Source organism: Micromonospora yongxingensis (genome assembly GCF_052601155.1).
The window spans coordinates 195,323-207,994 of sequence record NZ_JBQXEO010000005.1; the positions used below are offsets into that span (position 1 = coordinate 195,323).

General features: G+C 69.9%; 11 protein-coding genes. 7 read left to right on the forward strand and 4 right to left on the reverse strand.

All coding sequences use genetic code 11. The features are described from left to right. Positions 1-23 precede the first annotated feature (23 nt). The 3 genes from ACTWLT_RS09490 to ACTWLT_RS09500 all read left to right on the forward strand — a co-directional run bounded on the left by ACTWLT_RS09490 (position 24) and on the right by ACTWLT_RS09500 (position 4,252). Positions 24-1,478: an alkaline phosphatase PhoX gene (locus tag ACTWLT_RS09490; protein ID WP_445317977.1), complete on the forward strand. Its 1,455-nt coding sequence runs from the start codon at positions 24-26 to the stop codon at positions 1,476-1,478. 160 nt (positions 1,479-1,638) lie between these two features. After that, positions 1,639-2,898, forward strand: a complete 1,260-nt coding sequence (locus tag ACTWLT_RS09495; protein ID WP_445317978.1) for a glycoside hydrolase domain-containing protein — start codon at positions 1,639-1,641, stop codon at positions 2,896-2,898. A gap of 139 nt (positions 2,899-3,037) precedes the next feature. After that, a complete protein-coding gene (locus tag ACTWLT_RS09500) occupies positions 3,038-4,252 on the forward strand; it encodes an MFS transporter (protein WP_445317979.1) in 1,215 nt (404 codons plus the stop codon). On the opposite strand, the gene ACTWLT_RS09505 is transcribed toward ACTWLT_RS09500, so the two are convergent. Then, complete coding sequence (locus ACTWLT_RS09505) at positions 4,242-4,751, reverse strand: Lrp/AsnC family transcriptional regulator (protein WP_445317980.1); 510 nt, start codon at positions 4,749-4,751, stop codon at positions 4,242-4,244. The genes ACTWLT_RS09500 and ACTWLT_RS09505 overlap by 11 nt on opposite strands. 91 nt (positions 4,752-4,842) lie before the next feature. Here ACTWLT_RS09505 and ACTWLT_RS09510 point away from each other — a divergent pair, with 91 nt between their 5' ends. The 4 genes from ACTWLT_RS09510 to ACTWLT_RS09525 all read left to right on the forward strand — a co-directional run bounded on the left by ACTWLT_RS09510 (position 4,843) and on the right by ACTWLT_RS09525 (position 9,076). Next, a complete protein-coding gene (locus ACTWLT_RS09510; protein WP_445317981.1) occupies positions 4,843-5,871 on the forward strand; it encodes an alcohol dehydrogenase catalytic domain-containing protein in 1,029 nt (342 codons plus the stop codon). After that, positions 5,804-6,907 carry a GNAT family N-acetyltransferase gene (locus tag ACTWLT_RS09515; protein ID WP_445317982.1) on the forward strand — a complete coding sequence of 368 codons (1,104 nt, stop codon included), beginning with the start codon at positions 5,804-5,806 and terminating at the stop codon, positions 6,905-6,907. The genes ACTWLT_RS09510 and ACTWLT_RS09515 overlap by 68 nt, the downstream gene beginning before the upstream one ends. A 133-nt stretch (positions 6,908-7,040) precedes the next feature. Beyond that, on the forward strand, positions 7,041-7,823 hold the full coding sequence (locus tag ACTWLT_RS09520; RefSeq protein WP_445317983.1) for an alpha/beta fold hydrolase: 783 nt from the start codon (positions 7,041-7,043) through the stop codon (positions 7,821-7,823). Continuing rightward, entirely contained in the window at positions 7,820-9,076 is a 1,257-nt protein-coding gene (locus ACTWLT_RS09525; protein WP_445317984.1) for a PP2C family protein-serine/threonine phosphatase, read from the forward strand. Before ACTWLT_RS09520 ends, ACTWLT_RS09525 begins: the two co-directional genes overlap by 4 nt. 92 nt (positions 9,077-9,168) lie before the next feature. Here the strand turns inward: ACTWLT_RS09525 and ACTWLT_RS09530 are convergent, their stop codons facing one another. The 3 genes from ACTWLT_RS09530 to ACTWLT_RS09540 all read right to left on the reverse strand — a co-directional run bounded on the left by ACTWLT_RS09530 (position 9,169) and on the right by ACTWLT_RS09540 (position 12,529). Next, entirely contained in the window at positions 9,169-10,128 is a 960-nt protein-coding gene (locus ACTWLT_RS09530) for an SDR family NAD(P)-dependent oxidoreductase (protein WP_445318044.1), read from the reverse strand. Positions 10,129-10,348: 220 nt separating this feature from the next. Next, positions 10,349-11,695: a glycoside hydrolase family 6 protein gene (locus ACTWLT_RS09535; RefSeq protein ID WP_445317985.1), complete on the reverse strand. Its 1,347-nt coding sequence runs from the start codon at positions 11,693-11,695 to the stop codon at positions 10,349-10,351. 441 nt (positions 11,696-12,136) lie between these two features. After that, positions 12,137-12,529, reverse strand: a complete 393-nt coding sequence (locus tag ACTWLT_RS09540; RefSeq protein ID WP_433262121.1) for a hypothetical protein — start codon at positions 12,527-12,529, stop codon at positions 12,137-12,139. Between the last annotated feature and the right edge of the window lie 143 nt (positions 12,530-12,672).

Below are 12,672 nucleotides of genomic sequence, written 5' to 3' on the forward strand. Positions count from 1 at the left end.
GTCGTGACCAGGAGCTGATCCACGTGCCTTCCTCTCGTCGTACCTTCCTCGCTGGCGGCGCCGCCGCCGGCGTGGGCCTTGCCGTCGCCGGCGGCCTGCCGTCCCTCGCCCAGGCCAGCCCGGGCCGGCCGCACCCGCCGGTCAAGGCCGGCAATGTGCCCTTCCCGCCACTCGTGGACGACCCCGACGGCATCCTGGCCCTGCCGGAGGGCTTCAGCTACACGGTGGTGACCCGGACCGGCGTGACCCGGCTCGACCGCGGCCAGGGCGTGACCCCGGCCGACCACGACGGCATGGCCGTCTACGACGCCGGTCACGGCCGTTACCACCTGATCCAGAACCACGAGATCGACCCGGGTGCCGAGTTCGGCGTACCGCACATCAAGGGAACGGTCTACGACGCGGGCGCCGTCGACGCCGGCGGCTGCACCGTGATCACGACGGACCGTGCGGGCCGCAACCTGGGTGAGTTCGTCGCCCTCTCCGGCACCATCTCCAACTGCGCCGGCGGGCCGACCCCCTGGGGGACCTGGCTCACCTGCGAGGAGACCGAGGACCGGGCCGGCGACGAGTGGGAAGAGGACGGCCGGTCCGGCGTCTACCAGAAGGATCACGGGTACGTCTTCGAGGTGTGGGCCGACGGTAGCGCCGACCCGAGGCCGATCAAGTGCCTGGGCCGCTACTCGCACGAGGCCCTGGCGGTCGACAAGGACCGCACCAGCATCTACCTGTCCGAGGACGCCGACGAGCCCAACGGTCTCTTCTACCGCTGGAGTGCGCCGCGCGGTGTCAAGCTGGGTCCAGGCGTGCTCACCCGCCTCGCCCCGAACGCCGGCGTCCTCGCCGCGATGCAGATCATCATGGACGACGGCTCGGTGCTGCCGGACGTCGCCTACCTGACCTCCGCCCAGCTGAACCGCCCCTTCCCCGTACGGTGGATCGAGGTGCCGGACCGCGACGCGCGGAACAAGCCCGTACGCGAGCAGTTCACCGATGGCCAGGTCACCCGCGGGCGCAAGTTCGAGGGCGTGTGGGGCACCGACGAGGGCGTGTACGTGGTCAACTCCTACGCCTGGGACGAGGGTGACCTGCCGGCGGACGCGGCTCCGCACGACGGCATGGTCTGGTTCTACAACTACAAGGCCCAGACCATCCAGCTCGTGACGTACTTCCCGCACCAGACCGCCTCGGAGGAGGGGACGCCGGTCAAGTACAACGACCTCACCTTCGACGGCCCGGACAACGTGACCGTCACCCCGTGGGGCAGCCTCGTGCTGGCCGAGGACGGGTCGGGCGCCTCCCACGTGCTGAGCACGGTTCCGGGCGGCCCGACGTACGCGATCGCCCGCAACCAGCTCAACGACTCGGAGTTCTGCGGGCCGACCTTCACCGGCGACGGCAGGGTGCTCTTCGTCAACATGCAGGACCCGGGCCTCACCCTGGCCATCACCGGCCCGTGGGAGAAGTACCTCGGCTGACAGACCAGACCGACCGGTGGGGGCCAGGCGATCCGCCTGGCCCCCACCGGCGTCCGCGCGCCCCGAGGCGACCCGACCAGCTATCGCCACTCATCGATTCATGGTAAGAATCTTCGCAACGCCTACTGGGTAGCAAGAATTCCTTCATGTGGAGGCGACGATGAGGATCATTGCTGGATGGCTGGCCGGTCTCACCGTTGCCGCAGGACTGGTGGCACCGGCCACGTCGACTGCTGTTGCCGCCACACAACCACAGGCATCGACCGCAGTGGCGCCCCTGGCCACCGGCCCGCAACCCGGCACCTTCACCGGCCGGGGATTCGACACCTGCGCCGCTCCCTCACAGGCTGCGATGAACGCGTGGCGGGCCAGTTCGCCCTACGGGGCGATCGGCATCTACATCAGCGGTGCCAGCCGCTCCTGCGCCCAGCCCAACCTGACCGCGACCTGGGTGGCCAACCAGACGAGCAACGGATGGCGGCTGATCCCCATCGAACTGGGGTACCAGGCACCGTGCGGCACCCGCACGCCGAAGATGTCCGCCGACCCCACCACCGCCCGGTCACAGGGCGCCTCCGCGGCGAACAGCGCCGCGAATGCCGCCCAGGCACTGGGCATCGGCAGCGCGAGCACCATCTACAACGACATCGAGCAGTACCCGTCGAACGCGTCGTGCCGGGCCGCCGTCCTGTCGTTCCTGTCCGGCTGGGTCGAGCAACTGCACGTACGCGGCTACCTCGCCGGCATGTACTCCAGCGGCTCGTCCGGCATCAAGGACGTCTGCGACGCGTACGGCAACCCGACCTACACCCGGCTCGACCAGATCTGGATCGCCTGGTGGAACGGGGTGGCCGACACCGACGCCGGAAGTTACTGCGCCGACGCCTACTACGCGAACCACCAGCGCCTGCACCAGTACGCCGGCGACGTCACCGAGACGTGGGGCGGCGTGACGATGAACATCGACCGCAACTACCTCGACGTGAGCGTTACCCAGACCCCGCCGCAGCAGTGGACCGCAACCATCGACAACAGCACCTCGGGCGGGTTCACGGCGAGCACCGAATGGGGCACGTCGGCCTACTCCGGCCAACGGTTCGGCACCGACTACCGATTCGCCAACCCGTTGTCCTCCAGCGACGTCGCCTGGTACCGGTCGACCATCCCGGCAACCGGAAACTACGAGATCTCGGTCTGGTACCCGGCCGACGCCGGCTACAACAACCAGACGCCGTACCTGGTAGCGACCACCACAGGGAACAGGTCCGTGTCCGTCGACCAGCGGGCCAACGGCGGTCGGTGGGTCTCCATCGGCGTGTTCACGCTGGCCGCCGGCACGGGCAACAAGGTCGGCGTGAGCCGCTGGACCAGCGGAACCGGAATCGTGGTCGCCGACGCGGTGCGGATCACCCGGGTCTGAACCGGTGACGCCACGCCCGATGTCACAAAGCGGAGGTGCTACGGGCCGCTGACAGTCGCCGTCGCTACAGCGGTGCACGACACCCGGGTTGAGTGATGGTCGGGCGCCCTCGATACGGTGACCATCAAAGGGGGTGGCCATGGCGCCGGAGGTGTCGCCGAGAAGGGCCAGGGCCGTGCTCGTCGCGCTCTCCCTCGCCGCGTTCGCGTTCATCACGACCGAGCTGCTGCCCGTCGGCCTGCTGACCCACATCGCACCCGACCTCGACCGGTCCCGTACGCAGGTGGGTCTGCTGGTCAGCGGGTACGCCGTCGTGGTCGTGCTGGCCTCCGTGCCGCTGGCCCGGCTGACCCAGCGGATCCCCCGCCGTCAACTGCTCGGGGCCACGATGCTCCTGTTCGCCGCCGCGAACGCCACGGCCGCGCTCGCGCCGACGTACACCGTGCTGGCCGGCTCCCGTGTCGTGACCGCCCTCGCCCAGGCGCTGTTCTGGTCCATCGCCACGGCGACCGTGGCCGGGCCCTTCCCGGTCGCGGTGCGCGGCCGGGCGATAGCGCTGTTCGCGACCGGGGCGACGCTGGCCCCGGTGCTCGGCGTACCCCTCGGCACCTGGCTCGGACAACAGGCCGGTTGGCGCGCGGCGTTCGCGGTGCTGGCCGGGGTCGGTCTGGCGATCGCCGCCGCGGTGCTCGTCCTGCTTCCCTCCTATCCCCCGGCCGCTGGCGGCGCCGCCCGGGGCACCGCACCGGACGGGCGGCGCTTCGCCCTGTTGCTGATCGCGACCGCCCTCGGCATCGGCGGCTTCATGACCCTGCAGACCTACGTCACGCCGTTCCTGCTCGACGTCAGCGGCTTCGCCGACGCGGTGCTGGCGCCGCTGCTGTTCGTCTCCGGTGCGGCCGGCGTCGTCGGCACCCTGGCCGCGGCCCGGACCCTGGACACCCGGCCGATCGCTTCCCTGCTGACGCCGCTGAGCATCGGCACGGCGTCGCTGTTCGGCCTGTACGCGCTCGGCGCGCTCCGGCCCGGCGCGGTCGCACTCCTCGCCGGGATCGGTCTCGCTTACGCGGCGTTCGGCTCCGCCGTGCAGAGCCGGATGCTGCAACTGGCCCCGGGCAGCACCGACATCGCGTCGGCCGGCGTCAGCACCGCCTTCAACGCCGGCATCGCCGGCGGATCGCTGCTCGGCGGCGCCCTCCTGTCCACCACGGGGGCACGCCCGCTGGCACTCGTCGGCGGGCTGCTGACGCTGGCCGCCCTCACGCTGCTCGTCGTGGACGCGCGCCGCGGCCGCACCGCCGGGCAGGCGGCGGAGGCGTCAGGAACAGCCGAATGCGCTCACGCTATTCGATAGCGGCGTGGCCCGGCCGTCTCTCGGGGATCCATGCGGCGATGTCGACGTCACGTGGGTGTACGGGTTCGGAGAGGACGACACTGGTGGTGGTGTCGCCCAGTTCCGTGAGGCGCTCGATGACCTGCTCCAGGTGCGCCGCGTCCCGCACGGCGATGGTCAGCTCGTAGCAGTTGTGCCCGGTGACATGGACGCAGGAGAGCACGTGCCCGATGGTGAGCAGCTGCTCCCGCACGCCCTGGGCATTGCGGACGGAACGGTGCCGGGGACGCAGGGACACATGGGCGCGCAGGCCCAGCCCGAGCCGGGCGAGGTCGAGGTGGACCCCGTAGCCCTTGATGACGCCGAGGTCCTCGAGGCGGCGCATCCGCTCAGCGACTGCGGGGCGGCTCAGCGACACACGGCGGCCCAGCTCGGCGACGCTGATCCGACCGTCACGGGAGAGCTCGCGGATGATCGCGAGGTCCGCCGCATCCCACAATGACGATTTGTCGGCTGCCATGAGGGATCAACTCCTTATCGACGGTCGGTTCCCGCTGATGCCGTCGAAGTGGCATGGGCGGAGGGCCTGCTGCAGCCTACTGTCATCCACCATGAAAGCAACGGTGCTGCACGCGGCTGGCTGGGTGGACGTCATCGACGTCCCCGACCCGGCGATCGAGCATCCTGGTGACGCTGTGGTGCGGGTGTCCCTGGCGGCCGTGTGCGGTTCAGATCTGTGGCCGTACCGGGGGCAGGAGTCGTTCACGCCCGGCGATCGCATGGGGCACGAGTGGGTCGGGGTCGTCGAGGAGGTCGGCGCCGACGTCGCTCGTGTCCGGCCAGGCGATCTCGTCCTGGCCCCGTTCGCCTTCGCGGACGGCACCTGCCCCGCTTGCCGCGAAGGCTGGTTCACCTCCTGCCCTGCCGGCGGCTTCTGGGGTGGCGGCAACGGCGGAGGGCAGGCCGAGGCGGTCCGCGTGCCGTTCGCCGACGCGACGCTCGTCCCGGTGCGTGCGGATGCGGACGCGGAGCTGTTGCGCCGGCTGCTGCCGCTGACCGACGTGATGGCGACCGGCGCCCACGCCATCGCGCTGGCCGGAGTCCAACCTGGTGCGACCGTCGTCGTCGTGGGCGACGGTGCCGTCGGGCTCTGCGCAACGCTCGCCGCACGCCGCGCGGGAGCAGCACGGGTCATCCTCGTGGGCCGTCACCGCGACCGGAGCGCTCTCGCCACACGCATGGGGGCGACTGACGTTCTCTCCGCGGACGACCCCGCGACCGTCGGCCTCATCCGGGAGGCGACCGAGGGTGGCGTGCCGGGTGTTGCCGAATGCGCAGGAACCCAGTCCGCCCTCGACCTCGCGATCGACCTCGTCCGGTCCGGCGGCACGATCGGGTCCGTCGGCGTGCCAAACGGTGTGGACCGTGTCGACCTCTACCGGCTGTTCCGCGACAACATCAGCCTGAGGGCGGGGGTCGCCCCGGCCCGCCGTTACATGGAGCCCCTCCTTGCCGACGTCCTTGCCGAGCGGCTGGACCCGTCGCCCGTCTTCTCGGCCGAGATTCCCCTCGATGCCGTCGCCACCGCCTACCAAGCCATGGACACACGCCAGGCAGTCAAGATCGCGATCCGGCCATGACCCTGAGGACGACCAGAGGAGTCGCATGATGCACGAAGCCTTTCGACCCGACTACCCGATCCTGACGCCGCGGCTGGCGCTGCGGCCGCACCGCGTTGACGACCTCGACGACCTGCTCGAGTTCCACGGCGATCCCGAGGTCGTGCGATTCCTTCCGTGGCCCCTCCGCGACCGGGAGGCGACGAACGCTGCGCTCACCGCGAAGCTGGACCAGGCGACCCTCACCGAACCGGGCCAATGGCTGGTGCTCGCCGTGGAGTTGCGCGAGACGAAGACCGTGATCGGAGAGGTCCTCCTGAAGTGGGCCAGCGCCGAGCACAAGCAGGGGGAGCTCGGCTTCGCCTTCGGGCGTGCCCATCAGAGCAGGGGGTACGCCGCCGAAGCCGCCGCCGAGATGCTGCGCCTGGGCTTCGAGGATCTGGGCCTGCACCGCGTCACCGCGGTGTGCGTCGACGAGAACGAGCCCTCGGCCCGCCTCCTGCGACGCCTGGGCTTCGTCCAGGAAGCGCGGCTGGTCGACAACATCTGGTTCAAGGGCCGCTGGGCCACCCAGCTCGTTTTCGCGTTGACCGAAGGCGACTGGCGAACGCCTGCAGGGGCCAGCAGTGACCAGGAGGAGATCCACGCCCTCATCCGCTGCTACTTCGACGCCTTCACCTCCGGTTCCGGAGTCGACGAACGCATGGCGGCACTGCGCGACGCGATGCTGCCCGGCGCCATCATCGTCCGAACGTGCGGCATGAATCCTGCGGTGTACGACGTCGACGCGTTCATCGAGCCGCGGCGAGCCATGCTCACCGACGGCACGCTCACCGACTTCCACGAGGAAGCCCGGTCGGGCCGACTGGACCTGTTCGGCGACATCGCGCAGTGGTTCGGGAGGTACTCCAAGCAGGGCCGCGTGAACGGCGCCCCCCACGCCGGCGGCGGCATGAAGTCGATGCAGTTCGTGCGCACCGACGCCGGCTGGCGCATCAGCGCGGCCGCATGGGACGACGACCGCCCCCGAACGAGCCGTGCCGTGTCGGCGGCATGAGCGGATGCCCACACCTGGCGTCGGCGACGCGGGCACCGCGGGTCCGCGGCAACGTTCGCGCAGGTGAGCAGCAGTTGGCCCCGAGGTGCGGGTGGTGGAGGATAGGTGAATGCGTGTACGGAACCGCAACAACGTGGTGTTGGCCGGCCGTGAGGACGGTCCCGCCGTTGTGCTCGCGCACGGCTTCGGTTGCGATCAGCACATGTGGCGCCACGTGGCTGCCGAAATCGGACAATGGGCCCAGGTGGTGTTGTTCGACCACGTCGGATCAGGCCAGGCTGATCCGGCGGCGTGGGACGCCGACCGGTACGCCTCCCTCGACGGCTACGCCGATGATGTGCTGGCCATCTGCGATGACCTGGACCTTCGGCAGCCGGTCTTCGTCGGGCACTCGGTCAGTTCGAGCATCGGCGTGCTCGCCGCGAACCGCGAACCGGATCGTTTCTCCGCGCTGGTCCTGGTCACCCCGTCACCGCGCTACATCGATGACGGGAACTACCGAGGCGGTTTCACCCGCGATGACATCGACGAGTTGCTCGAGTCACTCGACAGCAACTACCTCGGCTGGTCGTCGACCATGGCACCCCTGATCATGGGCAATCCCGAACGGCCGGAGCTGGGTGAAGAGCTGACGGCGAGCTTCTGTCGGACGGACCCCGCTATGGCGCAGGTGTTCGCCCGCGCCACGTTCCTGTCCGACAACCGCGCCGACCTCGCCGCGGTGAGCGTGCCCACCCTGATCCTGCAATGTGCCCAGGACGCCATCGCGCCGCCTGAAGTCGGCGCGTTCGTGCACGCGCAGATCGCCGGAAGTCGGCTGGTCACCCTGGACGCGACCGGGCACTGCCCGCAGTTGAGCGCGCCGGAGGCCACGGCCGCGGAGATCACGTCGTTCATCCGGGCCGCCTACCGATGACCGCCACCGCCGGGCGTGATCCTCACGGCCAAGGTCCAGGCGATGACGGGAGCGCCCAACCGAGCGAGGCGGGGTTCCCTGCGCTGCTGGAAGACAACCTCGAAGACCTGTACGAGAATGCGCCCTGCGGGAGCCTGTCCACCCTCCTCGACGGCACCATCGCGAAGATCAACGGCACCCTGCTGGCATGGCTGGGCTACAGCCGCGAGGAACTCGTCGGCCGGCGCCGCTTCAGCGACCTTCTCACCGGCGGGGGCCGTATCTACCACGAGACCCACTTCGCACCGATGCTGGCCATGCAGGGCGAGATCGGCGGTGTCTCCCTCGAACTTCGCGCCAAGGACGGCTCCCGCATGCCGGTCCTCGTCACCTCTGTCGTCAAGGCCAGCAGCGAAGGCCAACCCCAACTCATCCGGACGGCCATCTTCGACGCCAGAATGCGCCGCGCCTACGAACAGGAGCTCCTCAACGCCCGCAGAGCCGCCGAACGCGAGGACGAGCGGCTACGGCAACTCATCAGCAAACTGCAACGCAGTCTGCTCCCCGCCGTGCTGCAAACCCCGCCCGGACTGGAAAGCGCCGCGTACTACCGGATGGCCTCGACCGACGAAGTCGGCGGCGACTTCTATGACCTGTTCCCCCTCGACGACGACCGCTGGGGATTCTTCCTCGGCGACGTCAGCGGCAAAGGCGTCGAAGCGGCCGCCGTCACCGCCCTGGCCCGCTACACGTTGCGCGCCGCAGCCGTCTACAACCCGGACCCGGCCACCGCGCTGCGCAGCCTCAACACGGTGCTCTGGCAGGAATACCGCGAGGACGCCCGCTACTGCACCGTCGTGTTCGGCATCCTCACACCCACACCGGCCGCGGGCGGGTTCACCGCGGTCATCGCCAGCGGCGGGCACCCCGAACCGCTGCTGCTACGGGCCGATGGCTCCGTCCACTACCAACAGACGAAGGGCCGCATCGTGGGGGCGTTCCCGACCACCCAATACACCAACACCACCGTCGTAGCGAACCCCGGCGACACGTTGCTCCTCTACAGCGACGGGCTCACCGAGGCCCGTCCCGCCAGCAGCGAGACCGCCGATGGCCGTTACGGAACGGCCGCCCTCGCCCGATTCGCCGCCCAGCTCGCACCCACCAACGCCGCCGACGCCGTCACCGCCGTCACCGACCTGCTCGGTACCTTCGGCGCCGGGCTCACCGACGACACCGCTGTCATGGCCATCAGCGCCCCAGCCCGACCCTGACCAACCCTGCCCTGCCGGCCTTCCAACGGATCAGCAACAACGACACCGCATCTGCGTCAGCGAACCTGTCCTGCCGGGCGTCATACGGGCGGTCAGCCCGAGTCGGTCGACCCTCTGCGTACGTGCAGGACACCCAACCACTCGCCGAGCCGGCGGCGGACCCGGCCGCGGCGATATCCGCCGTTCACCGCCCCGGTCGGTGGCGGATCGAACAGCGATCCCAACCCGGGTGCGGCTGCGGCGGGCCTGGTCAAGAACGTCGCGCTCCACCGTGCGACCAGCGACTCGGTGGCACGCGGAGCCATCCGGTGGGCGGTCAGGGCCAGGTGTGAGACCACGCCGGTTGTCACCTGCCTGCGCGGGCGGCGGGCGCATGCGACGATCTTGGCAGCGAGGCGCTCCGGTGCGTACGCCGGCGGAATAGCTCGTAGTTGGCGGCCCGAATGGTTGGCGGCCCGCTCGAAGAACGGCGTGTCGACCGGCCCGGGTAAGACGAGACAGACCTGTATCCGAGGATGACCGGCGACCTCCTGCTGAAGGTTCAGGGCCAGCCCCCTGATGGCGAACTTGGTCATGGAGTAGAGCGGGACCAGCGGGTTTGGAAACACAGACAGCAACGACCCGAGGAGCACGAGGACGCCCTTGCCCTGCGCCCGAAAGGTGGTCAGGGCGGCGCGGGCGCACAGCGCGGTGCCGAACACGTTGGTGTCCACCAGGCGGCGAATCTCGTCCACCGACTCGGAGCCCAGCGGCCCGGCAATGCCGACGGCCGCCGACTCGACCCAGACGTCTATCTGCCCGAACCGCTGCACCGCCAGCCGGGTCAACCGCTCTACGGCCGCTGGATCCGCAATGTCGGTGGGCACAGCCAGCACCTGCCCGCCTCGTGCGCGGCAGTCGTGTTCCACCTCCGCGAGGGCGTCCTGACTGCGTGAGGCGAGTACCAAGCTGGCGCCTTCGGCAGCGAACGCCAACGCGGTCGCGCGGCCAATTCCACTCGACGCCCCCGTGATCAGGACCACGGCGTCACGAAACGTTCTGTGCCTGATCATCACACCTCCCGCAACGAAAACAGGACGAGATCAACCCTTCTACCCACGGATGTGACCATCACTCCCAGGCCGCCGTCAGCGCGAACCCGATCAGCGGCGCTCCGGCGCACCTGTGGCGTAGGGAGCGCCGGCGACGGACCGACCAGCCCGCACCGCAGGACGGGGAGGGGCCCGGCGCGGAGAGTGATCCTCCGCGCCGGGCCGCGGCATCGGGGCGGTGTCAGCCGGCTGCGCAGGTGGCCGTCGCGCCCGGGCCGGTGCCGGTGCCCTGGAAGCCGAAGTTGGTCGACTGCCGGGCGGCTACCTGTCCGTTGTAGCCCGCGTTGGTGAACCGGACGGTTCCGCTGGTGCCGCTGGCCTGGGCGTTCCAGGTGCTGGTGACCCCGGCACCGCCGGGCAGCGTGATGGTCACGGTCCAGCCGTTGATGTCCGCAGAGCCGGCGGTGACCGTCACGCTCGCGGTGAAACCGCCGGACCACTGGTTGACCGCCACCGACGCCACGCAGCCGTTACCGGTCGGCGGCGGGGTGGTGGGGGGCTCCGTGGTCGGCGGCGGGGTCGTGGTCGGAGGGGCGGTGGGCGGATTGGGCGCGCCGTTGGCCAGGCTGTAGGCCAGGTCGGGCTGGAACGAGCCGGCCGTGTAGCGGCAGCCGTCCGCCTCCCCCGGCGGCTTCACCCAGAGGTACGCGTCGATGTTGGCGTCGCCAGTGTTGGTCGTCGGGTACTGCCCGATGCGCCGGTCGGTGTTGTCGTCGCCGCACCAGTCCCCGCTGGCACCCCCGTTGCGGCTGGTGTCGATGACCTGGCGCTTGCCCGCGATGCCCATGCCGGCGAGGGCGGAGATGACCGAGCGGCCGAAGTTCGCCTCGCCGGAGGTGGAGTTGAAGTTCGAGACGTTGGTGAAGAAGCCGTCGGCGTACTGCACGCCGGCCGCCCGGAGCCGGTTGGCGGTCTCACCTGCGCTGTTCCAGGTGGAGTGACCGCCGTCGAGGTACACCTTGGCGTTGGGGTTGGCCGACTTGATGGTCCGGGTGGCCGTCGTGATCGCCTGGTTGCGTGCGTTGAGTTCGGCGCTGCTCAGGCATGTCTGCAGGGCGAGCGAGTCGGTCTCCAGGATGATCAAGACCGTCTGGTTGCCCAGTCCCCTGGCGAAGTTGGACACCCACGTCTGGTACTGGTTGAGGTCCGGGGCCCCACCGGCGCTGGCCCCGCCGCAGTCCCGGTTGGTGATCTCGTACACCGCCAGCACCGGGAGCTGCTGCGCCGCGTTGGCGGCGCCGACGAACTCGGAGACCTCGGACTGCACGGTCGACGGGTTGAAGTTGGCGAACCAGCGGGCCTGCGGCTGACTCGCGATCTTGTCGCGGATGACAGCGGTACGCGAGTCCCCGGGGTTGGCGGCGACCCAGCGGACGACGGCCGAGCTCGGGTCGCGGTAGAGCGATCCGGACAGCGTGCCAGCGGAGGCGCTGCCGACGGCGAGGCAGACGCCGACGGCGGTGGCGGCCCCGACGGCCGCCACGCTGATGGCCGCCGATCTGCGGCGGAGCGAGGAGAGGGTAGGCACGACGTGTTGCCTCCTGATCACATAGATGTTTCTAACTTCATGGGAGCGTTCCCATGGACGGTAGCGGAGGCGCACGCCGCTGCCAAGACGTGAAGACTCTCCGGAACGCGGCTCCCGCCGACAGCGCCGGGTCTGCCGGTAACTCGGCCTCCGACTTACCAGCCGGAAACGCAAACGGTGCGCGCCGCAGTCGATCTCAGCGCACACCGTTTGGCGAAGCGATCTGGAGAACTCCTGGTCCGGATGGCTACTTCGGCTCAAGCGAATGCGCAACGCGATCACCCACGGGGATCCGTTCACCGAGGACGCTGCAGTTCTGACCCACCCCTTCAGCCAGCAAGTTTCTGTGTGGGCGCTCGGCATGTGCCTGGATGGCTTCCTCGACGGCAAGACAATCACACAGACCCACGACCGGGCGTCGCTGCCAGCGCCACCGGCGGTTCACGCGAGCCGTCGCCAGTCGGGGCCGACGGGCCGTTCCGTCGACGTCAGCGCGGCGAGCATGACGTCCTCAACCTGCTGCGGCGTCAACTGCTCACTGTCGTCCGCGCCCGGCACGTAGGCGCCCCACGAGCGCCCCTCGTTGTCGGTCATCACCACACCCACCGGCTCGCGGCGATCGCTGACCGCGGCGATGGCACCCCACGGACGGCGGATGTGCACCTGCTGCTGAAGATCCGGGTCGAGCTCGCGCAGCCACCGTCGGACCGTCTCCCGATCGTCGAGCGACACCGTCTCGGAGGTGACCCGGAACAGGCGGGGGGTGCTCAACAGCTCCGCGACGTCCTGCTGCGCCGACTCCGCCCGACCGGTCAGCCTCTGTAGCCAGCCCATCTCGTCTCCCCGGGGGTGTGATCCTGACGGGGCCCGGACGGGCAGCACCGCGAATCCAGGGTGCCCCGCCGCGAGACCTCACCAAACCCGCCAACCTGCCCGGCCGCCAACGTCCAACCAATCAGAGCTGCTCGACGCGTCCG